This is a genomic window from Sphingomonas sp. IBVSS2 (assembly GCF_002127225.1).
Taxonomy (GTDB): domain Bacteria; phylum Pseudomonadota; class Alphaproteobacteria; order Sphingomonadales; family Sphingomonadaceae; genus Sphingomonas.
The window spans coordinates 92,436-112,302 of the sequence record NZ_NFUR01000003.1 but is presented as its reverse complement, the minus strand read 5'-3'; the positions used below and the strand labels follow the sequence as shown (position 1 = coordinate 112,302).

The window sequence follows — 19,867 nt, the reverse complement described above, 5'->3', positions numbered from 1 at the left end:
GTCCGAGATCCCGGCTTTCGCCGGGATGACGGAAAGGTTCACAGCGGAATGTTGTCATGCTTCTTCCACGGGTTCTCGAGCTGCTTGTTCCGCAGCTTGCGCAGCCCCAGCGCCACGCGCCGGCGCGTGGAATGCGGCATGATCACCTCGTCCACGAACCCCTTGGAAGCCGCAACGAACGGATTGGCGAAACGTGCCTCATATTCGGCGGTGCGCTCGGCGATCTCCTCGGGCGTCTTGCCTCGGAAGATGATCTCCACTGCGCCCTTTGCGCCCATCACCGCGATCTCGGCGGTCGGCCAGGCATAGTTCAAGTCGCCCCGCAGATGCTTCGACGCCATCACGTCGTACGCCCCGCCATAGGCCTTGCGCGTGATCACCGTGATCTTCGGCACCGTCGCCTCGGCATAGGCGAAGAGCAGCTTGGCGCCGTGCTTGATGATCCCCGAATGCTCCTGGCCGACGCCCGGCAGGAAGCCCGGCACGTCGACAAAGGTCACGATCGGGATCTCGAACGCATCGCAGAAGCGCACGAAGCGCGCGCCCTTCTTCGACGAGTTGATGTCCAGGCACCCCGCCAGCACCATCGGCTGGTTCGCCACCACGCCCACCGTGCGCCCCTCGATCCGGCCGAAGCCGATCAGGATGTTGCCGGCATGGCTCGGCTGCAGCTCGAAGAACTCGCCCTCGTCGAGCGTCTTCCGGATCAGCTCGTGCATGTCGTACGGCTGGTTCGCGCTCGGCGGGATCAGGGTGTCGAGGCTCGGCTCCATGCGATCCCAGGGATCGTCGCACGGCCGCTCGGGCACTTCCTCGCGGTTCGAGGCGGGAAGGAAGTCCACGAAGTCGCGGGCCGCTAGCAGCGCCTCGATATCGTTGTCGAAGGCCACATCAGCGACCCCCGACTTCGTGGTATGCGTCACCGCACCACCCAGTTCCTCCTGCGTGACGATCTCGTTGGTAACGGTCTTCACTACATCCGGGCCGGTGACGAACATGTACGACGAGTCCTTCACCATGAAGATGAAGTCGGTCATCGCGGGGGAATAGACCGCGCCGCCTGCGCACGGGCCCATGATCAGCGAGAGCTGCGGCACCACGCCCGATGCCAGCACGTTGCGCTGGAACACCTCGGCATAGCCGCCGAGCGAGGCGACACCCTCCTGGATGCGCGCGCCGCCGCTGTCGTTCAGCCCGATCACGGGGGCGCCGACTTTCATCGCCATGTCCATGATCTTGCAGATCTTCTGGGCATGGCGCTCGCTGAGCGAGCCGCCGAACACGGTGAAGTCCTGGCTGAACACGAAGACGAGGCGGCCGTTGACCGTACCCGATCCGGTGACGACGCCGTCACCGGGGACGATCTGGTCCTGCATGCCGAAGTCGACGCAATTATGCTCGACATACATGTCGAGCTCTTCGAACGAGCCCTGGTCGAGCAGCACTTCGATCCGCTCGCGCGCGGTGAGCTTGCCCTTGGCGTGCTGCGCGTCGATCCGCTTCTGCCCTCCGCCCAGGCGGGCGGCGGCGCGGCGGCGTTCCAGTTCCTCGATCGTCGACGACATGCGGTTCCCCATTGGATAGCGGCGGCTTCTGCATCCGGACATGCGGCGACCGCAAATGCAATGTTGCGAAGTTGCGGGCAGCTGGTTTGCATATATACTGCGGACATGGGCCGACCAAGCCGCCTCGCCTTCGATGCCCCCCTCCTGGAAGGGAGGGGAAGCAAGTGAGCAACGCTCCCCGCCGCCGCCTGTTCGAGGGATTCCGCCTGCGCGAGCTGCGTCGGCGCACGGGGCTGAGCCAGGCGACGATGGCAGCGCGGCTCGGCATCTCCGTCTCCTATCTCTCGCAGATCGAGAATAACGACCGCCCGATCACCGACATCGTCCTGGTCGCGCTCAGCCGGGAATTCCCGCTCGAGGCGTTCGGCGATATCGACGAGAGCGCTTCGCTGCTCCGCACGATCGATGCCGCCACCGATGCCGGCGTCCCGGCGGAGCGAATGGGCGAGGCCGATGTGCGCCGCGGCATCGAACAGCAGCCCCTGCTCGCGAAACGCATGGTCGCGCTGCACGAAGCCTGGCGGCGCAGCCAGGAGCAGCTTCGCGTGCTCGACGACCGCTATGACAGCGGCTCGACCGATGCCGCCCCGCTCCCCTGGGAAGAGGTCCGCGACTGGTTCCAGGCCGAGGGCAACTATATCGATGCGATCGACCGGTCGGCAGAGGCGCTCGCCGCCGATCTCGATCCCCACCGCCCGACCCGGGGCCTCGAGGATCGCCTGCGCTGGCACGGCGTGCAGGCCGTGGCGGAGGATGGCGACGGCAGCGAGCTGAGCCGTTTCGACCCCCGGGCACGCCGCCTTGCGGTCAACAGCGCGCTCCCGCCGGAAAGCCGAGCCTTCCTGCTCGCCCACCGGCTGGTCCGCTATGAGTTCGAGAACGAGATGCGGCAGGTGGTGGAGGATTCCCGCCTCGCCTCCCCGGCTTCGCGCGAGCTGCTGAGCATCGGCCTCGCCAACTATGCTGCAGGAGCGCTGCTGATGCCGTACGGCGCATTCAGGGACACCGCGCGCGAGGTCCGCCACGATATCGATCGCCTGCGCCAGCGCTTCGGCGCAAGCTTCGAACAGGCCTGCCACCGGCTCTCGACGCTCCAGCGCCCGGGCGCACAGGGGCTGCCCTTCTTCTTCTGCCGGGTCGACATGGCCGGCAACGTCACCAAGCGCCACTCCGCTACCCGCCTCCAGTTCGCGGCACTCGGCGGCGCCTGCCCGCTCTGGGTGGTGCACGAGGCGGTAGCGATTCCGGACCGCATCCTCGTCCAGCATGCCGAGATGCCCGACGGCACGCGCTACGTCTCGATGGCCAAGGGCCTGGTGAAGCCCTCCGGCAGCTATGCCCGCCCCCCGCGCCGCTATGCCGTGGCGCTGGGTTGCGAGGAGCTGCACGCGGCGGACTTCGTCTATGCCGACGATCTCAGACCCGGCGGCGCGGCCACGCCGATCGGCACCAGCTGCCGAATCTGCCCGCGCGGGGACTGCGACCAGCGCGCCTTCCCCCCCGCCGCCTCGGCGATCGCGATCGATCCGGATCGGCGTTCGGTGGTGCCCTACGGTTTTCGCTGACCCGTCAACCGGCGGCAAGGAGCAGTTATTCCCGCTCGGGCACCGGCACGTTGAACCCGTTGAGCGTGGTCGAGACCAGCGCATAGAGCCCAACCAGGTAGATCATCTCGTTGGTCCCGTGCTGCCCGAACGTATCGACCGCCAACCGGTAGACCGGCTCAGGCAGGGTGCCGCCGCGCACCAGCACATAGGCCAGGTCGAAGGCAACGCTTTCCTCGGGCGACAGGTCGACGGGCTTGAGATCCGCCGTCAGCGTGGCGAGCCGCTCGGGCGACATGCCTTCCTTCTCGGCGACGGCGATGTGCGCATAGATCTCGTACGCCGCGTCGAAGCGCGCACCGACCACCAGGATCACCACCTGGCGGATATTGTCGGGCAGGCTCGCCTCAGCGGTCATCGCCAGGGTCAGGTCCCAAATCGCCCTGCCGATGCGCGGCTCGTGCAGCCAAGGATTCCACGGCCCCATCAACGCCCCGTCCTCGCGCTCGACCTTGAAGGCGTTGAAGTTGCTCGCAATGCCCTTGCGCATTTCGTCGTAGAGCGGCTTCTGTTCCGGGCTGAGCTCGGCGGGCGGGATCAGGGGCAGGCGCATCGGCTTTCTCCGGCTCGGGTGCGGCGCAGCATAGCGCATCCGCGTGACAGTTCGACAGCCCCGTTCGCGCGTGGCATACCCGATCCACGAAAAAGAGAGTCGAGGAGAGACGCCATGGCCACCGCGCTCAGGAATTCGCAGATGACCGAAGCCGAGTGGGAGGCTCGCCAGCAGCTCGCCGCCTGCTACCGCGTGTTCGACATGCTCGGCTGGTCCGAGATGATCTACAACCATATCACGCTGAAGGTGCCGGGCGAGGAAGGCGCCTTCCTCATCAACCCGTTCGGGCTGCATTTCAGCGAAGTGAAGGCGTCGAACCTCGTCAAGATCGACATCGACGGCAACAAGCTCGACGACTCGCCCTATCCGGTGAACCGCGCCGGCTTCGTCCAGCACGCGCTGTTCCACCGCCATTTGCCCGATGCGCACTGCATCGCACATACCCACACCACGGCGGGCATGGCGGTCGCCAGCGTCGAAGGGGGTTTGCGCCCCACCAATTTCTATGCCTGCAACTTCGCCGGCCAGATCGCCTATCATGATTTCGAGGGGGTGACGGTGCGCGACGAGGAAGGCGAGCGACTGCTCGCGCATCTCGGCGACAAGCGCGTGATGCTGCTCCGCAACCATGGCATCCTGGTGATGGGCAGGACGGTGCCCGAGGCGTTCATCAAGCACTGGTCGCTCCAGCGCGCCTGCGAGATCCAGATCGCCACCGCCAGCATGGGCGCGCCGATCACGGTTCCGGACGAGGTCGTCGCCGTCCATCAGCGCGACCTCCACATGGCCCAGGTCCCCGGCGGCCCCGGCGCGGCCGACTTCGCGGCGATGGTGCGGCTGGTGGACCGGACGGACAAGAGCTGGCGGGAGTGACCGGAGGCTGGCCGACTCAGGGCTGCGCGCAATGCCGGCGGGGGACTCTGTCGGGCCGAAGAGACGTACCGGAATTCGTCTGCACAAGTATCGAGGTCCATGCGCATCTTCGACGCTGCCAGCATTGCGGCGCTTTCTGGGAAGAAGGCGAGCGAGAGGCACACACAATCAGCGAACAGGAAGCGTGCGCCACATTCAAGGCCTGTTCCATCGAGTGACACCGCCTTTTGGCAGAAGGCCCCGCCCTCTCCACCTCCACAACCCAAATGTCACCCTGGCACAAGGCCGGGGTGACGGAGATATATGCAGGGCGGACCTGGCTTACCCGAACCGATAGCCGCTCACCGTCCAGCCCAGCACATGGTCGCGATAATCGCGCACCGCCGGCCCCTCCCCGCCCGCGCCGAGCGCGACCATCAGCGGCAGGAGATGCTCCTCGCGTGGATGGGCGAAACGGGCATGGGGCAGGTCATACCAGGCCGTCACCCGCGCCGCGCGCGCTGCAGGATCGGGGTCGGTCACCGCCTCGGTTAGCGCGTCGTCCCATTCGTCGGCTATCGGCGTCACCTGCGGCCCGCGGGCGCGCAGATTGTGGAAGCTCATCCCCGAGCCGACGATCAGCACGCCCTCGTCGCGCAGCGGGGCAAGCGCCCGGCCCAATGCGATATGGTCGGCCGGGTCGAGGTCCTTTCGCAACGACAGCTGGACCAGCGGGATGTCCGCTCCGGGCACCGCCACCATCATGGGGATGAACACGCCATGATCCCAGCCGCGCTCGCGCTCCTCCCCGACGGGAAAGCCGGCGCCCTCGAGCAGCGCCTTCACCCGCGCCGCGACCTCGGGCGAGCCCGGTGCGTCCCAGCGCAGGCGATAGGTGTGCTCGGGGAAGCCATGATAGTCGAACAGCAAGGGCTGGCCGTTGCCGGCATGGACGGTGGCGACTTCCTCCTCCCAATGCCCCGAGACCAGCAGGATCGACCCGGGCCGCTCAGGCAGCGAACCGATCAGCCCGGCGAGATAGGCCTGCATCGGCCGCCACATCGGATCGGGCGGGCCGCCATTCGGATCCATGAAGAAGCAGGGGCCGCCGCCATGCGGAATGAAGAGTGCGGGAAGTGTCATGCCGCCGATGTCGGCCCCGGGGCATCCCGGCGCAATGGCGGTTTCGGAAACGGCGCGTTTCCCGCTACACCCCTGGCATGACTCGCTTCACCGTCAACAACCAGCCGGTCGCCTACAAGATGGATCCGCGCACGCCCCTGCTCTGGGCATTGCGCGATGCCTCGAACCTCACCGGCACCAAATATGGCTGCGGCACCGGCGATTGCGGGGCTTGCACGGTGGATGTCGACGGCACCGCCCGCCTCGCCTGCCAGGAAACCATCGGCGCGCTGGAGGGCACGTTCGTCACCACGATCGAGGGGCTCTCCAAGGATCGCAGCCACCCGGTGCAACAGGCCTTCATCGCGGCGAACGTTCCGCAATGCGGCTATTGCATCCCGGGCGTTGTGATGGCGGCGGCGGTGCTGCTGCGCGGAAACAGGAACCCCAGCGAGCAGGACATCAAGGACGCCATCCCCAATATCTGCCGCTGCGGCATCTATCCGCGGCTGACGGAGGCGATCCAGAACGCCGCTCGCATCGCCCGTGGCGACGTCGCCGCGCCCGAGGCCGGGCACGACGCACCGGCAGCATCGCAGACGGAACCCTGAATTGTTTCAGATGCTTTCAATATGCTGACAGGCGAATTCAGAGTCGTGTCAGTTGGCGGGGCTTAAAGAAGGGATACCCCCGAAAGCCCGGCGCGTTGCCGGTCCCAGCGGAGACATTCAGATGAAGAAGACCTTGCTCGCGGCGATCATCGCCGCAACAGCCCTGGTCCCGCCGGCACTGGCGCAGGACCGCGGGCATCGCTGGGGCGGCGGCGACCGTTCCGGCGGCAATGCGGGCGCCGCGCAGCCGGCCCAGGATCGCGGCGACCGCGGTGATCGTGGAGATCGCGGAGATCGCGGCGGTGACCGCGGCGGCTGGCGCCAGTCCCCGGGCCAGCCGCAGCAGCCCGCACAGCCCACGCAGCCCCGTCCCGAATGGAACGGCGGCGGCGGCAACACCCCTCCCAACGGCTGGGGCCGTGGCGGCTGGAACCGTGGCGGCGACCGCCCGCAGCAGCCCGGCGGCGGACAGGTTTCCCCGCCCCAGGATCGCCCGCAGCCGCGCTGGGACGGCAATCGCGGCGGCAACGACCGTCGCGACTGGAACCGCGACGGCAATCGCGGCGGCCAGTGGGACCGCGGCAATCCGAACTGGAACCGCGACCGCAACTGGAACAACGATCGCCGCGGCAACGACTGGAACCGCAACCACGATCGCGGCTGGAACGACCGCAACCGTGGCTGGGACAATAATCGCGGCTGGCGCGGCAACGATCGCGGCCGCTGGAACAATGGCTGGCGCAACGACCGCCGCTACGACTGGCGCGACTATCGCAACAGCAACCGCGGCATCTACCGCCTGCCGCGCTATTATGCGCCGTCGGGCTGGGGCTATGGCTATCGCCGCTTCACGATCGGTTACACGCTGAACTCGATCCTGTTCTCGTCGCAATATTGGATCAACGATCCGTATTATTATCGCCTGCCGGAAGTCTACGGCCCGTATCGCTGGGTGCGCTACTACAACGATGCGCTGCTGGTGGACGTCGAAACCGGCGAGGTGGTCGACACCATCTACGACATCTTCTGGTAAGCAAGCCCGCATCTTGCCAGAAACGGGAGGCCCGGCCCATCAGGACCGGGCCTCTTGCTTTTGGCTCCCGCCCCCGCATGCTGGCGGCGATGACGAGCCCCATGGCCCCCGATCCCGTCCGCGCCGAAACCGGCCGCCGCGCCACCGCCCGGCTCGAGGCAAATCCGCTGGTCCGCCGCGCCGGGCGCGATGCGCTCCAGCTCTACCACTTGCCCAATTTCCTCAGCCGCACCGAGTGCAAGGCGCTGATCCGGATGATCGACGCAGATGCGAAGCCCTCCGTGGTGCTCGCGCAATATCAGGAGCCCGGCCTGCGCACGAGCTATACCTGCGATCTCGAACGGCAGGATCCGGAGATCCGCCGGCTCGACGCGCGCCTCGCCGACCTGCTGGGCATTCCCCTCGATCATGGCGAGCCCATCCAGGGGCAGCGCTATGCCATGGGCCAGCAGTTCCGTGCCCATTGCGACTGGTTCCGCGACGATGTGGACTATTGGCCGGATATGAGGGCACAGGGCGGCCAGCGCATCTGGACCGCGATGATCTACCTCAACGACGTCGAGGAAGGCGGCGAGACCTGGTTCCCCCGCGCCGGCATCCGCCTCACGCCCACCCGCGGCCTGCTGATCGCCTGGAACAACCTGGCGGCCGACGGCAGCCCGAACGACGCGACGCTGCACGAGGCGCGGCCGGTGCTCGGCGGCACCAAGTACATCATCACCAAATGGTTCCGCGAACGCCCCTGGATGCCCACCGGCGCCCGAACCTATTGACCGCGAGCCCCGCAGGCGCAAATTGGCCGTTGTGAGCAAGAATATCGGCAGAGTATCGGGAACGCCCTCCCCCAATCGCGCGCGCATCGGCCGCGAGGTGGTGGCGAAGCTGGAGAACAACCCGTACATCCGGCGCGCCAAGGTGGAAAATGCGCAGATGTTCACCTATCCCGATTTCCTGAGCGAAACCGAATGCGACATGCTCGTCGCGCTGATCGAGGCGGCGGCACGCCCCTCCACGCTGCTGGCGATGCACGAGGATCCCGAGTTCCGCACCAGCAGCTCGACCGATCTCGACCGCTGGTCCGAGGAAATCTGGCCGATCGACGACCGCATCGCCGATGTGCTCGGCCTGCCGCCGGCGAATGCCGAGACGATGCAGGGCCAGCGCTACACCCCCGGCCAGCAGTTCCGCGCGCATTGCGACTATTTCCACGAGGGCGCGGAATATTGGGACAAGATGGTCGAATATGGCGGCCAGCGCACCTGGACCGCGATGATCTATCTCAACGAAGTCGAGGAAGGCGGCGCGACCTGGTTCCCGCGCGCCGGCGTGCGGTTCAAGCCCAGAAAGGGGCTGATGCTGATCTGGAACAACATGATGGAGGACGGCACGCCGAACTACGACACGCTGCACGAAGGCATGCGCGTGCTCGAGGGGACGAAATATATCGTCACCAAATGGTTCCGCGAGAATGCCTGGATCCGCGGCCATGTGCCGACCTATTATGCCGGCGGCGAGCAGCGGACCTAGTTCCCGGAAAAGGCGGGAAGCCTAGATCAGCCCCGCATGCGCCAGCGCCGCGTCGACCGCGGCGCGGCTCGCCTCGCCCGCCGGAGTCATCGGCAGGCGCAGCTCCTCCGGGAACCCCGGGCGGACCCGCGTCAGCGCATATTTCACCGGACCCGGCGAGGCATCGGTGAACATCGCGATGTGGAGGGGATAGAGCTGGTCGTGCAATGCGAGCGCCCGTGCATTGTCCCCCGCCGCCCAGGCCGCCTGGAATTCCGCGCAGAGCCGCGGCGCGACGTTCGCCGTCACCGAGATGCAGCCCGTGCCGCCCATCGCGTTGAAGGCGAGCGCGGTCTCGTCATTGCCGGAAAGCTGGATGAAATCATGCCCGCACCCGGCGCGCTGCTCGGTCACGCGGGCCAGCGCACCCGTCGCGTCCTTGACGCCCAGGAACTTGCCCGGGAACGCCTTGACGATCCGCGCCATCGTCGCGGGCTGGATGTCGGTCACCGTGCGGCCCGGCACGTTGTAGAGCACGATCGGCAGGTCGGTCTTCTCCGCCACTGCCTCGAAATGGCGGAAAATGCCTTCCTGGCTGGGGCGATTGTAATAGGGCGGGACCATCAGCGCCGCATCGGCGCCCGCATCCTGCGCGGCCCTCACATTCTCGATCGCGACCAGCGTGTCGTTCGAGCCTGCACCGGCGAGCACGGGCACGCGGCCCCTCGCCTGGTCGGCACAGACGCGGACGACTTCGAAATGCTCGTCTTTCGGCATCGTCGCCGCTTCACCGGTGGTGCCGCACGGCACCAGCGCGGCAGAGCCTTCGGCAATCTGCCATTCAACTAGCGCGCGATAATCTTCCTCCGCGAAGCTGCCGTTGCGGAACGGCGTCACCAGCGCGGGAATGGAGCCCGAAAACATGGTCCCAGAATCTTCCTTAATTCCCCAATTCGGGGCTGGCAGATAGGGGCGACACGCGTATCATGTCCAGTATGCTTGCTCCGCTACTCAAAAGTGCGTTGCTGTTTGCCGGCGTTTCGGGGCTCGCCGTCTCTTCGCAGCTCACGCAGGAACAGATCCAGTGGTACAAGGTGGCGCTGGAAGCCGGCGTCCCGCGCGTGCCGCCGCCTTATATCCAGGCCAACCAGCTCGCCGATGCGCTGGTGGAATGGAAACGACTCCAGCAGTCGGACAATTATCCCTTTTCCGACTATGCCAATTTCCTGCTGCTCCATCCCGGCTGGCCCGGCGAGAAGAGCCGCCGCGCCGCCGCCGAGACCGTCCTGGAAAGCGGCACCTGGGCGCCCGGCCTGGTCATCCGGTATTTCGAGCGTTTCCCGCCGCTGACCGCCGCCGGGCGCATCCGCTATGCGGAGGCGCTCGCCGCATCGGGCCGCCGGGGCGAGGCCGAGGAGCAGGCCCGCCGCGCCTGGCGCCACGGCGTCCTGCGCCCGCGCGACGAGACGGCGCTGCTCGCCGGCTTCTCCTCCGCGTTCACGCCCGCGGATCACGACGCGCGGATGGACATGCTGCTCTGGGCCGGCGCGCTCACCGCGGCGCAGCGCCAGCTCGCCTATGTCTCCCCCGGCATGCGCCCGGTGTTCGATGCCCGCATCGCCTTCCGCACCAAGGCGCCGGACGCCGATGCCAGGGGCGCCGCCGCGCTCGCCCTCGGCCGCGCCAATCCGGGCTTCATCGCCGATCGCGCCCTGTGGCTGCGCGACACCGGCCAGAGCCCGGCGATGCGATCCTATCTCGCCCAGCCGCGCCAGCTGGCCTCCTATCCCGGCGATGCCGAGAAATGGTACGAGGCGCTGCTCACCGGCGCGCGCGGCGCCCAGTCGGACGGCCAGTTCAGCCTGGCCTATCAGATCGCCAGCCAGGTCGATGACGCTTTCCCGCCGGGCACCGACATCAGCGAACAGCCTCTGGGCGAGCGCGACGACTATACCAGCCTTACCTGGCTGGCCGGATCGGTGGCGCTCAACAATCTCGGCCGCGCGCGCGATGCGATCGGGATGTTCGATCGCTACGGCCATGGCTCCAAGACGCCGACCACCCAGTCCAAGGGCTTCTACTGGGCCGGCCGCGCCGCCGAGGCCTCGGGCGATCAGACGGCGGCGACGCGCTTCTATGGCAAGGCGGCGGGTTTCCCCGACGTCTATTACGGCCAGCTCGCCACCGAACGGCTGGGCCAGCCGCTGAAGCGCCCGCCCGATTTCAATGCGAAGGTCGCCGACCCGGCGGTCCGCGATGCCTTCTTCAAGAAGGAAACGGTCCGCGCCGCGCAACTGCTCGGCACGATGGGCAATCGCCAGGACCAGGGCCTGTTCATCCGCCAGATCGCCAACGACGCGACCAGCGATACCGATCACATCCTCGCCGCCGAGCTGAGCCGGGCGATCGGCCGCCCGGATCTCGGCGTGCTGGTCGGCAAGAGCGCGCTCCAGAACGGCCTGTCCGACTATACCGCCGCGGGCTATCCGACGGTGGCGGTGCCGGCGTCGCAACAGGATTACTGGACGATCGTCCACGCCATCGCCCGCCAGGAGAGCCAGTTCGATCGCGATGCGGTGAGCCATGCCGGTGCGCGCGGACTGATGCAGCTGATGCCCGGCACCGCGCGCGAAGTCTCGACCAAGCTCGGCATGAGCTACAGCCCGGGCTCGCTGAATTCCGATACCGATTACAACATCCAGCTCGGCTCGACCTATTTCCAGCGGATGTACAATCTCTACGGCAGCTATCCGCTGGCGATCGCGGCCTATAATGCCGGCCCCGGCAATGTGAACAAATGGATCGCCGCCAATGGCGACCCGCGCCTGCCGGGCGGCGACATCGTCCAGTGGATCGAGAAGATTCCGATCTTCGAGACCAAGAACTATGTCCAGCGGGTGATCGAGAACGCCGTGGTCTATGATCTGCTCAACCCCGAGCGCTCGCGCTCGAAGGGGCCGGCGAACACGAGCTGGTATCTGGGCAAGAACAAGCCGGGCTAGCGATCCGTCATCCCGGCGAAAGCCGGGATCTCAGGAGGCAAGCGAACGGCACGAGGCACGAGATCCCGGCTTTCGCCGGGATGACGAAAGTAGAAATGGACCGCCCCAACTACATCACCCCCGCCGGCTATGCCGCGCTCCGGGCCGAATATGACGCGCTCTTCGCCACCGAGCGCCCCGCCCTGGTCGAGACCATTTCCTGGGCCGCCGGCAATGGCGATCGCTCGGAGAATGGCGACTATATCTATGGCCGCAAGCGCCTGCGCGAGATCGACCGGCGGCTGGGCTGGCTGTCGAAGCGGATGAAGGCGGCCAAGGTCGTCGATCCGGCGCAGCAGGCGGACAAGAGCCGCGCCTATTTCGGCGCCACCGTCACCATTGCCGACGAGGACGACAATCACCGCACCCTCACGCTGGTCGGCGACGACGAGGCCGATGCCGGCAAGGGCCTGGTCGGCTGGAACGCGCCGATCGCGCGCGCCCTGCGCGGCGCCGGGATCGGCGACCTCCGTCGAGTGATGCTACCCGGCGGCGAGCGCGAATATGAAGTGATTGCGATCACTTACCCCTAGCGCGCGACGAGCCGCGCCTTCGCCCGATTCCCTCGCATCTTCAAATTGATAGAGTTGCGCCCAGGCCGAAGGGATGCGGCCGGGTAAAAAATGAGCGTGGGGACATATGACGGCACAGCGTATCTATGTGTCGGGGCGCGTGCAGCGCGTCGGCTATCGCGACTGGGCGGTGCGCCTTGCCAAGCAGCTGGGCGTGCGGGGTTGGGTTCGCAACCTGAACGACGGACGCGTGGAATTGCTTGCCGAGGGCGATGACGAGGCGCTGACCTCGCTTACCGAAGCCTTGCGGGAAGGCCCGCCCATGGCCGTGGTGGATCATGTAGAAGCCTTCCAGACGACGGGCGACAAGCACGCCAAGGGCTTCACCAAGCGCTTCACCGCCTGAGAGCCGGGGCAGCGCTAGCCTGGAAACGATCGGTTTCCGGGGCTTCGGTTGACCGGATGGGCATGAGATGAAACATTTCAGCCTCGAAACGGCGCGCAGGGGCGTGTCCGGCGAGGAGAAACACCCATGCCCATTCCTGCAAGCTGGTCCGGCAAGCTGCTGAGCGTCCTGCGCATCGTCGCCGGCCTTGCGTTCCTGCAGCACGGCACCTCGAAGTTCTTCGGGTTTCCGCCCTTTCCCTATCCGCTCAACCCGATGCTCTATGCGGCGGGCACGATCGAACTGGTCGGCGGCGCCCTGCTGGTGATCGGCCTGTTCACGCGGCCGGTGGCGTTCATCGCCTCGGGCATGTGCGCGGTCGGCTATTTCATGGCGCACTTCCCCAAGGGCTTCTTCCCCGCCGAGAATGGCGGCGAGGCGATCCTGCTCTACTGCTTCATCTTCCTCTATCTCGCGGCCGCCGGCGGCGGCGCATGGAGCGCCGACGCGGCGACCAAAAAGGCCTGAGATCGAATGCTGACCGTGCCGGCAACCCGGCGCGGTCAGCAGCGATAGGTGGCGAGCGCCGTTTCCAGCTTCGCCTTCACCTGCTCCGGCGGCAACCTGGCCAGCGTATCGAGCGTCATCGTCTCGCCCAGCTGCCTGGCCAGCACATAGCCCAGATAATAGCCGAAGCGCGGCGGCCAGCTGCCCTGCACCTTCCCGCCCTTGCCGAAGAAGAAAGTGGCATAGTCGTCCTGATCGGTCGACCCGAGCTTGGTGCGCACGAAGCACATCGCCTGGGCGAGCTTCGGTTCCACCTCGGGGCGGATCGGGCGCGGGAAGGTGAGCAGCAATGTCCGGTCGTCCGCGCCCGGGTTCATCCGTGCCGCGACATAGACGGCCAGCCCCTCCTGCCAGAGCGAGCACCATAGCGCCGGGCAATCCGGGAAATATTTCGCGTGGTGGAAATGGAACAGCTCATGGTCGAGGAACGGCCCGATCGTGCCGGCGTCATGGATCTTGGCGATCATGTCCGCGCCGAAGATCGCCACCGTCTTTCCGCGGAGTTCGCGCGTGCCGCCGTCCATCTCGCCCAGCGAGTGGATCAGATAGATCGGCATGGTGGGTGCATAGTCGGGAAAGACGCTGCGAAAACGCGCATTGGCCGTCGCATAGGCCCCGGTGAAATCGCGCGCCGCGGCCAGCAGCTTGTCGCGCGTCGCCGGATAGGCCTCCAGCGCCTTCTGGACGCGCGCGTCATACTGCGCCTCGGTGGCGCCGAAGCGCGGTTCGTAGAAGCCCGGGAGCAGCGCATCGAACTTCGCCCGGAACGCCTTCACGCGCTCGGCGGGGGGCATGGCCAGGCTCGCCGTCGCGAAATCGTCGAAAGCTTCGACCTGGGACTGGAAGGCCGGCGCCTGCGCCGCGGCCGGTGCCGCCGCGAACAACGCGGCCGCCAGAAGGATCGATCTCGTCACCGGTGCCCCTTTTCCATCCGCATCACAAACGCAATGCACCACGTGGCATCCGGCGAAGCAAGCCTCAGCGCCAGTCGCGCAGCATCCGGGCCAGCCCCGCGGTGACCCGGGCGAGCCGCCCATAATCGATCTTGTCGGGCGTATCCTCGGGCGTGTGATAGTGCGGATAGCGGAACGGCGCGGTGTCGGTGATCATCAGCGCGGGCACGCCGATCTCGCCGAACGCCCAGTGATCCGACCAGTCGATCCCCTGCACGAAGGCCGGCGCGGTGCCCCCGACGCTCGGGAAGCGCGCAACGGCGCGGAACGCCCCCATCGCCCGCCGCACCAGCGGCCGCGCCGAAACGGTGCCGACTGTCCGGATAAAGCTGCGCGAGCGGAAACGGGTAGTACTGGCTGCCATGTTCGTCGCGATAGAACAGCGAGAACATCGCATCGGGCTTCTGCCCCTGCTCCACCAGCGCCAGCGCATAGACCAGGCTGCCCATCCGGTCGGTCTTGAAGAAGGCCGGCTCCTCGTTGGCGAAGAAGGCCAGCCGGATGCGGACATTCGCCCGGCCGCGCAGATCGGCGAGCAGTCGCGCCAGTTCGAGCAGCGCCGCGGTGCCGCTGCCATTGTCGTTGGCGCCCGGCGCAGTGAACGCACTGTCATAGTGCGCGCCGACCACCAAAGTCGGCGCCTTGGGGCAAGCCGGCTCGATCACCGCTTCCAGATTGACCGCATGCCCGTCATCAAAGGGCTGGCGCAGAACGGCATGGCCCTGCCCGGCAAGCGTCCGCTCGATATAGGCGGCGGCGGCGGCGAAGGCCTCCGGATGGCCGATATTGCGCGGCGCGCCGGCGATCGCGACGACATGGCCGCGCAGCCGCCCCGCCAGGTCGCGTTCCTCCGGCGTCGGCGGGGGCAGCGCGCCCCGCCACGATGTGCCGGGCACCGCGGTCATCCACATCAGCGCCGCCACCGGCAAGGCGAAGAGCAGCGCCACGAGCGCCAGCGCGCTCAGCCGGATGCCGTTCTCGCGGATCCACGTGCGCATCGCCTCTCCCCCTTCGCCGCGAACGCTACCGCGCGGTTCGGGGAGCGTCTATGTATCCGTCTCATGAAGCACGCGTTCATTCTGGCCGCCGCGACGCTCGCCGGGATCGGCACCGCCCGGGCGCAGGACCTGCGCCCGCTCTGCCCCGATCGCCCCGGGCTCGACACCCCCGCCTGCACGGTGGACCGGGGACATCTCGTGATCGAGAGCGGCGCGATCGACTGGTCGCTCGCACGCGATTCCGCCCAGCGCAGCGACAGCTGGACCTTTGGCGACCTGCTGATCCGCTACGGCATGACCCAGGACATGGAAGTGCAGCTCGGCTGGACCGCCCTGGGCGCGGTGCGCACGCGCGACCGGGCGAGCGGCACGGTCACGCATGCCAGCGGCGCCGGCGATCTCACCCTGGCCGTGCGCCGCAACCTCTCCCACCCCGATGGCTCGGGCTTCGCCGTGGCGGTGATGCCCTATGCCACCCTGCCCATGGGCGGCGCGACGATCGGAGCCGGTGACTGGGGTGCCGGCCTGATCGTGCCGCTCAGCTACAGCCTTACCGACAAGCTCGGCCTGTCGTTCACTCCGGAGATCGACGCCGCGGTGGACGGCGACCGGCGCCGGCGCCACCTTGCCTATGGCAGCGCGATCGGCCTGAACACCGTCCTCACCGCCTCCTTGAGCAGCGCGATCGAGCTGCAGGCGGTGCGCGACCAGGATCCCGCCGGGCACGCCACCCAGGCGCTCGCCAGCCTGTCCTTCGCATGGCAGCCGCGGCGCAATCTCCAGCTCGACATCGGCGCCGTCGCCGGGCTCAATGCCGCCAGCCCGGATCTGGAACTCTATCTGGGGATCGCGCGCCGCTTCTGAGCCGCGCGCGATCCCCGGCGGAGCTTCAGGCCGCGACCCCGCGGAGTTCGACCATCCGGCTGCGGCCCACCGTGCCGGCCGCGCCGCCGGTGCGGAAGCGGCCCGCCTGATCGGCGAGATTGCCCACTTCCTCGGCGAGGTTGCGCGATGCGGCCGAAGTTTCCTCCACCATCGCGGCATTCTGCTGAGTCGACTGGTCCATCTCGTTCACGGCGGTCACGATCTGGGTGATCGCGCTCGACTGGGCCTGGTTGTCCGCCGCCATCGCGTCGAGCAGCCTGTGCACCGCGCCGACACCGCCTGAGATCGCCTCCAGCGCGCTGTCCATGCGCTGCACGGCTTCCACGGCGGTGCCCACTTCATCCTGGGTGAGCGTAAGCTGTTCGCGGGCCCGCTTCGCCTCTTCCTCGGCCCGCATCGCGAGCGCCGAGACCAGATCGGCGACCACCGCGAAGCCCCGCCCCGCTTCGCCGGCACGGCCCGCCTCCACCGCCGCGTTCATCGCGAGCACGCGGGTCTGAAACGCGATCTTGTCGAGGCCCTCGATCACGTCGTCGATGCCGCGCGCACTCTCGCTGACCCGGCCCATCGCCGTGACGGCCTGCTCGGCAAGCGCCCGGCCGTCGCCGACCACCCGGATCGCGTCGTCGGCACTGCGCACCGTCTGGTTCGCCGCCTCGGCGGTGCCCCGCAGCCGCTCGTCCATCTGGGCAAGCGCGGCCGAAGTCTCCTCGATGCTCGCGGCATTGCCCTCGGTACGGCGTGCCAGGTCCTCCGACGCCTGGGCGATCTCCCGCGAGCCCGTCTGGATCGCGGCCGCGCCCTCATTCACGGTGGCGATCAACGTGCGCAGCGCAATCAGCGCGCTGTTGAAATTGGTCTTTAGCGCCACATAGCTCTCCGGGAAGGCCACGGAGATCTCCTTGGTCAGGTCGCCCTCGGCCAGCGCCGACAGGCCCTGGCTAAGCGCGATGGTGACGATGCGCTGCGTCTCTGCGGCGGCAGCCGCAGCATCGCGCTCCTTGGCGATCACCGATTCGAGATAGGCATCGACCGAACGAGCGATGTCGCCGATCTCGTCACGCTGGTCGGTGTGCGGCACCTTGATCGTTTCGCTGGAACGCGCCATGCCGAGGATCACTTCGGCCAAGCCCCTGATCGGTGCCACGACCTTGCGGGTGACGATGAAGAAGGCACCGCCCAGCACGCCGAGCGCGATCAGCCCAAGCACGATCACCACGGTCATCGCAGTGTTGGCGCTGGCCAGTGCCTGGGTGGTCACGTCGCTGGCCACACTGATCTGCAGCGCGACGAGCTTGCCCACGGTATCCGAGACGGGATCGACATCGGCATAGAGCTCAACGGTCACGAACCGGTCCAGGCCGGCGCGATCGCCGGCGCGCAATATCGTTTCCAGCCGGCCAACGCCCTCATTGGCCTTGGCCATCGCGGCCTCCGCCTGCTTCGCCAGCCTTTCCTCATCCTCGGTCGCGTCGGTGGCGGCATAGCGCTTCCAGGCCGCATCGAGCTCGGCCTTGCTCCTTTCGACATTCTGTGTGGCCTGGGCAAAGCTGATATTGCCGTTCCTGGCCTTGTGCGCGGAATCGACGATGCCCACGGCATAGCTGTCCGCGACCAGCTTCAGGTCCTTGAGCGGTATCACGCGATCGGCGAGCACCGTGTGGAGCGCGGAACGGCTGGCGGCAGCCGACCAGGAAAAGCCCGCGATGACGGCGCAGAGGACGAGCCCCAGCATCGCCAGTGCGGAGAGCAGCTTCTGCTTCAGGGTCATCATCCAACTCCGGGCATCGTAAATTACGAGATTATAGAGCCGATTCGGAGGGAAGCGCGGACAGGCAATGAAATATGCCCGGGCGTTTCCACCCGGGCATATGCAATTCCAGTTAGGAGGTTTCTCCAGCAATTTGCCGGAGAAGCCCGTTCAGATCAGCGCGTCAGCTTCTTATAGGCCAGCGCGGTCGGACGGTCGGCAGCGTCGCCCAGACGGCGGCGCTTGTCTTCCTCATAGGCTTCGAAATTGCCCTCGAACCATTCGACATGGCTGTTGCCTTCGAAGGCGAGGATGTGGGTGGCGAGACGATCGAGGAAGAAGCGATCGTGGCTGATCACCACGGCGCAGCCCGCGAAATTCTCGATCGCCTCTTCCAGCGCGCCCAGCGTTTCCACGTCGAGGTCGTTGGTCGGCTCGTCGAGCAGCAGCACGTTGCCGCCGCGCTTCAGCATCTTGGCGATGTTCACGCGATTGCGCTCGCCGCCGGAGAGCTTGCCGACATTCTTCTGCTGGTCGGCACCCTTGAAGTTGAAGGCGCCCACATAGGCACGGGTCGACTGGTCGTGCCCGTTGATCTTCATATAGTCGAGCCCGTCCGAGATTTCCTCCCAGACGTTCTTCTTGTCGTCCAGGTGGTCGCGGCTCTGGTCGACATAGCCGAGGCGCACCGTGGTCCCGATCTCGATCGAGCCGGTGTCCGGCGCCTCCTGGCCGGTGATCAGCTTGAACAGGGTCGACTTGCCGGCGCCGTTCGGCCCGATGACGCCGACGATGCCGCCGGCCGGCAGCGTGAACGAGAGATCCTCGAACAGCAGCTTGTCGCCATAAGCCTTGGAGATGTTCTCCACTTCGATCACCTTGCCGCCCAGGCGCTCCGGCACCTGGATGACGATCTGGGCGCCGCTCGGCTTGCGGTTCTCCTGGCTCGCGACGAGCTGGTCGAACTTGGCGATACGCGCCTTCGACTTGGTCTGGCGGCCCTTCGGACCCTGGCGGATCCATTCGAGCTCGTCCTTGATCGCCTTCTGGCGGCCGGATTCCTCGCGATCCTCCTGCTCGAGGCGCTTGGCCTTCTTTTCCAGATAGGTCGAGTAGTTGCCCTCGTACGGGAAATACTTGCCGCGATCGATCTCGAGGATCCAGCCGACGACATTGTCGAGGAAGTAGCGGTCGTGGGTGATCATCAGCACCGCGCCGGCATATTCCTTGAGGTGATTCTCCAGCCACTCGACGCTCTCGGCGTCGAGATGGTTGGTCGGTTCGTCGAGCAGCAGGATGTCCGGCTTCTGGATCAGCAGGCGGGTAAGCGCGATGCGGCGCTTCTCACCGCCCGAGAGGTTGGCGACTTCCCAGTCCGACGGCGGGCAGCGCAGCGCTTCCATCGCAATCTCGAGCTGGTTGTCCAGCGTCCAGCCATCGACCGCGTCGATCTTGGTCTGGAGCTCGCCCATCTCTTCCATCAGCGCGTCGAAATCGGTGTCGTCCTTGGGATCGCCCATCTCGGCCGAGATCGCGTTGAAGCGGTCGACCATGTCGGCCACCTCGCGCGCGCCGTCCTTGACGTTCTCCAGCACGTTCTTGGTCGGATCGAGCTGCGGCTCCTGCGGCAGATAGCCGACGGTGATGTACTCGCCCGGCCAGGCCTCGCCCGAGAAATCCTTGTCGATGCCCGCCATGATCTTCATGAGCGTCGACTTGCCGGCGCCGTTCGGGCCGACGATGCCGATCTTGGCACCCTGGTAGAATTGCAGGTTGATGTTGTTCAGCACCGGCTTGGGAGCGCCGGGGAAGGTCTTGGTCATGTCCTTCATGACGAAGGCGTATTGGGCGGCCACGTGGCGGTCTCCGTTCGCAGGTCTGGATATGCAGGAAGTTCGGGCGCGATGTAGCGACGGGACGGGGAAATGGC

19 protein-coding genes and 1 pseudogene are annotated in these 19,867 nt (G+C 66.9%); 11 read left to right on the top strand and 9 right to left on the bottom strand.

The features are described from left to right. Positions 1 to 38: 38 nt before the first annotated feature. The gene (locus tag CAP40_RS10725) at positions 39 to 1,565 is read right to left on the bottom strand and encodes an acyl-CoA carboxylase subunit beta (protein ID WP_086130057.1); all 1,527 of its coding nucleotides are present in this window, start codon (positions 1,563 to 1,565) and stop codon (positions 39 to 41) included. A gap of 164 nt (positions 1,566 to 1,729) precedes the next feature. Between CAP40_RS10725 and CAP40_RS10720 the strand changes: the two genes are divergently transcribed. Next, a complete protein-coding gene (locus CAP40_RS10720; RefSeq protein WP_086129523.1) occupies positions 1,730 to 3,130 on the top strand; it encodes a short-chain fatty acyl-CoA regulator family protein in 1,401 nt (466 codons plus the stop codon). Between the two features lie 25 nt (positions 3,131 to 3,155). Here the strand turns inward: CAP40_RS10720 and CAP40_RS10715 are convergent, their stop codons facing one another. Next, positions 3,156 to 3,722, bottom strand: a complete 567-nt coding sequence (locus CAP40_RS10715; protein WP_086129522.1) for a carboxymuconolactone decarboxylase family protein — start codon at positions 3,720 to 3,722, stop codon at positions 3,156 to 3,158. A 114-nt stretch (positions 3,723 to 3,836) separates the two neighbouring features. Between CAP40_RS10715 and CAP40_RS10710 the strand changes: the two genes are divergently transcribed. Then, a complete protein-coding gene (locus tag CAP40_RS10710) occupies positions 3,837 to 4,595 on the top strand; it encodes a class II aldolase/adducin family protein (protein ID WP_086129521.1) in 759 nt (252 codons plus the stop codon). Positions 4,596 to 4,916: 321 nt separating this feature from the next. On the opposite strand, the gene CAP40_RS10705 is transcribed toward CAP40_RS10710, so the two are convergent. Further along, positions 4,917 to 5,717 (bottom strand): class III extradiol ring-cleavage dioxygenase, encoded by an 801-nt coding sequence (locus CAP40_RS10705; protein ID WP_086129520.1) that lies wholly within the window; start codon positions 5,715 to 5,717, stop codon positions 4,917 to 4,919. A gap of 77 nt (positions 5,718 to 5,794) precedes the next feature. Here CAP40_RS10705 and CAP40_RS10700 point away from each other — a divergent pair, with 77 nt between their 5' ends. The 4 genes from CAP40_RS10700 to CAP40_RS10685 all read left to right on the top strand — a co-directional run bounded on the left by CAP40_RS10700 (position 5,795) and on the right by CAP40_RS10685 (position 8,867). Then, positions 5,795 to 6,307, top strand: a complete 513-nt coding sequence (locus tag CAP40_RS10700) for a (2Fe-2S)-binding protein (RefSeq protein ID WP_086129519.1) — start codon at positions 5,795 to 5,797, stop codon at positions 6,305 to 6,307. A gap of 121 nt (positions 6,308 to 6,428) precedes the next feature. Next, a complete protein-coding gene (locus CAP40_RS10695; RefSeq protein ID WP_179188096.1) occupies positions 6,429 to 7,340 on the top strand; it encodes an RcnB family protein in 912 nt (303 codons plus the stop codon). Positions 7,341 to 7,429: 89 nt separating this feature from the next. Beyond that, positions 7,430 to 8,113 carry a 2OG-Fe(II) oxygenase gene (locus CAP40_RS10690; protein ID WP_256924144.1) on the top strand — a complete coding sequence of 228 codons (684 nt, stop codon included), beginning with the start codon at positions 7,430 to 7,432 and terminating at the stop codon, positions 8,111 to 8,113. Positions 8,114 to 8,144: 31 nt separating this feature from the next. Then, positions 8,145 to 8,867 carry a 2OG-Fe(II) oxygenase gene (locus tag CAP40_RS10685; RefSeq protein WP_256924143.1) on the top strand — a complete coding sequence of 241 codons (723 nt, stop codon included), beginning with the start codon at positions 8,145 to 8,147 and terminating at the stop codon, positions 8,865 to 8,867. Positions 8,868 to 8,888: 21 nt separating this feature from the next. Here the strand turns inward: CAP40_RS10685 and dapA are convergent, their stop codons facing one another. Then, positions 8,889 to 9,770: a 4-hydroxy-tetrahydrodipicolinate synthase gene (dapA, locus tag CAP40_RS10680; RefSeq protein ID WP_086129516.1), complete on the bottom strand. Its 882-nt coding sequence runs from the start codon at positions 9,768 to 9,770 to the stop codon at positions 8,889 to 8,891. Positions 9,771 to 9,841: 71 nt separating this feature from the next. Here dapA and CAP40_RS10675 point away from each other — a divergent pair, with 71 nt between their 5' ends. From CAP40_RS10675 to CAP40_RS10660, 4 genes are all read left to right on the top strand, one after another. Then, a complete protein-coding gene (locus CAP40_RS10675; protein ID WP_086129515.1) occupies positions 9,842 to 11,848 on the top strand; it encodes a lytic transglycosylase domain-containing protein in 2,007 nt (668 codons plus the stop codon). A gap of 95 nt (positions 11,849 to 11,943) precedes the next feature. After that, a complete protein-coding gene (greB, locus tag CAP40_RS10670) occupies positions 11,944 to 12,420 on the top strand; it encodes a transcription elongation factor GreB (protein WP_086129514.1) in 477 nt (158 codons plus the stop codon). A gap of 106 nt (positions 12,421 to 12,526) precedes the next feature. Beyond that, positions 12,527 to 12,805, top strand: a complete 279-nt coding sequence (locus CAP40_RS10665) for an acylphosphatase (RefSeq protein ID WP_086129513.1) — start codon at positions 12,527 to 12,529, stop codon at positions 12,803 to 12,805. Positions 12,806 to 12,931: 126 nt separating this feature from the next. Further along, a complete protein-coding gene (locus tag CAP40_RS10660) occupies positions 12,932 to 13,312 on the top strand; it encodes a DoxX family protein (protein WP_086129512.1) in 381 nt (126 codons plus the stop codon). A gap of 35 nt (positions 13,313 to 13,347) precedes the next feature. Here the strand turns inward: CAP40_RS10660 and CAP40_RS10655 are convergent, their stop codons facing one another. The 3 genes and pseudogenes from CAP40_RS10655 to CAP40_RS20920 form a co-directional block, all read right to left on the bottom strand. Next, entirely contained in the window at positions 13,348 to 14,265 is a 918-nt protein-coding gene (locus tag CAP40_RS10655; protein ID WP_086129511.1) for a hypothetical protein, read from the bottom strand. A gap of 64 nt (positions 14,266 to 14,329) precedes the next feature. Then, positions 14,330 to 14,461, bottom strand: a complete 132-nt coding sequence (locus CAP40_RS20925; RefSeq protein WP_373384946.1) for a hypothetical protein — start codon at positions 14,459 to 14,461, stop codon at positions 14,330 to 14,332. Between the two features lie 325 nt (positions 14,462 to 14,786). Next, positions 14,787 to 15,209 (bottom strand): annotated as a pseudogene (locus tag CAP40_RS20920) (M28 family peptidase); the annotation flags it as partial. A 156-nt stretch (positions 15,210 to 15,365) separates the two neighbouring features. Here CAP40_RS20920 and CAP40_RS10645 point away from each other — a divergent pair. Next, the gene (locus tag CAP40_RS10645) at positions 15,366 to 16,166 is read left to right on the top strand and encodes a transporter (RefSeq protein ID WP_086129509.1); all 801 of its coding nucleotides are present in this window, start codon (positions 15,366 to 15,368) and stop codon (positions 16,164 to 16,166) included. A gap of 25 nt (positions 16,167 to 16,191) precedes the next feature. Here the strand turns inward: CAP40_RS10645 and CAP40_RS10640 are convergent, their stop codons facing one another. Both CAP40_RS10640 and ettA read right to left on the bottom strand, forming a co-directional pair. Beyond that, a complete protein-coding gene (locus CAP40_RS10640; RefSeq protein ID WP_086130055.1) occupies positions 16,192 to 17,958 on the bottom strand; it encodes a methyl-accepting chemotaxis protein in 1,767 nt (588 codons plus the stop codon). A gap of 155 nt (positions 17,959 to 18,113) precedes the next feature. Next, positions 18,114 to 19,793, bottom strand: a complete 1,680-nt coding sequence (ettA, locus tag CAP40_RS10635) for an energy-dependent translational throttle protein EttA (RefSeq protein WP_086129508.1) — start codon at positions 19,791 to 19,793, stop codon at positions 18,114 to 18,116. Between the last annotated feature and the right edge of the window lie 74 nt (positions 19,794 to 19,867).

Coding starts and splice junctions, on each gene's coding strand:
- CAP40_RS20925 (WP_373384946.1), bottom strand. CDS start 14,461: ATGATCACCGACACCGCGCCGTTCCGCTATCCGCACTATCACACGCCC.
- CAP40_RS10715 (WP_086129522.1), bottom strand. CDS start 3,722: ATGCGCCTGCCCCTGATCCCGCCCGCCGAGCTCAGCCCGGAACAGAAG.
- CAP40_RS10640 (WP_086130055.1), bottom strand. CDS start 17,958: ATGACCCTGAAGCAGAAGCTGCTCTCCGCACTGGCGATGCTGGGGCTC.
- CAP40_RS10665 (WP_086129513.1), top strand. CDS start 12,527: ATGACGGCACAGCGTATCTATGTGTCGGGGCGCGTGCAGCGCGTCGGC.
- CAP40_RS10705 (WP_086129520.1), bottom strand. CDS start 5,717: ATGACACTTCCCGCACTCTTCATTCCGCATGGCGGCGGCCCCTGCTTC.
- CAP40_RS10690 (WP_256924144.1), top strand. CDS start 7,430: ATGACGAGCCCCATGGCCCCCGATCCCGTCCGCGCCGAAACCGGCCGC.
- greB (WP_086129514.1), top strand. CDS start 11,944: ATGGACCGCCCCAACTACATCACCCCCGCCGGCTATGCCGCGCTCCGG.
- CAP40_RS10695 (WP_179188096.1), top strand. CDS start 6,429: ATGAAGAAGACCTTGCTCGCGGCGATCATCGCCGCAACAGCCCTGGTC.
- CAP40_RS10645 (WP_086129509.1), top strand. CDS start 15,366: ATGAAGCACGCGTTCATTCTGGCCGCCGCGACGCTCGCCGGGATCGGC.
- dapA (WP_086129516.1), bottom strand. CDS start 9,770: ATGTTTTCGGGCTCCATTCCCGCGCTGGTGACGCCGTTCCGCAACGGC.
- CAP40_RS10660 (WP_086129512.1), top strand. CDS start 12,932: ATGCCCATTCCTGCAAGCTGGTCCGGCAAGCTGCTGAGCGTCCTGCGC.
- CAP40_RS10725 (WP_086130057.1), bottom strand. CDS start 1,565: ATGTCGTCGACGATCGAGGAACTGGAACGCCGCCGCGCCGCCGCCCGC.
- CAP40_RS10710 (WP_086129521.1), top strand. CDS start 3,837: ATGGCCACCGCGCTCAGGAATTCGCAGATGACCGAAGCCGAGTGGGAG.
- CAP40_RS10700 (WP_086129519.1), top strand. CDS start 5,795: ATGACTCGCTTCACCGTCAACAACCAGCCGGTCGCCTACAAGATGGAT.
- CAP40_RS10675 (WP_086129515.1), top strand. CDS start 9,842: ATGCTTGCTCCGCTACTCAAAAGTGCGTTGCTGTTTGCCGGCGTTTCG.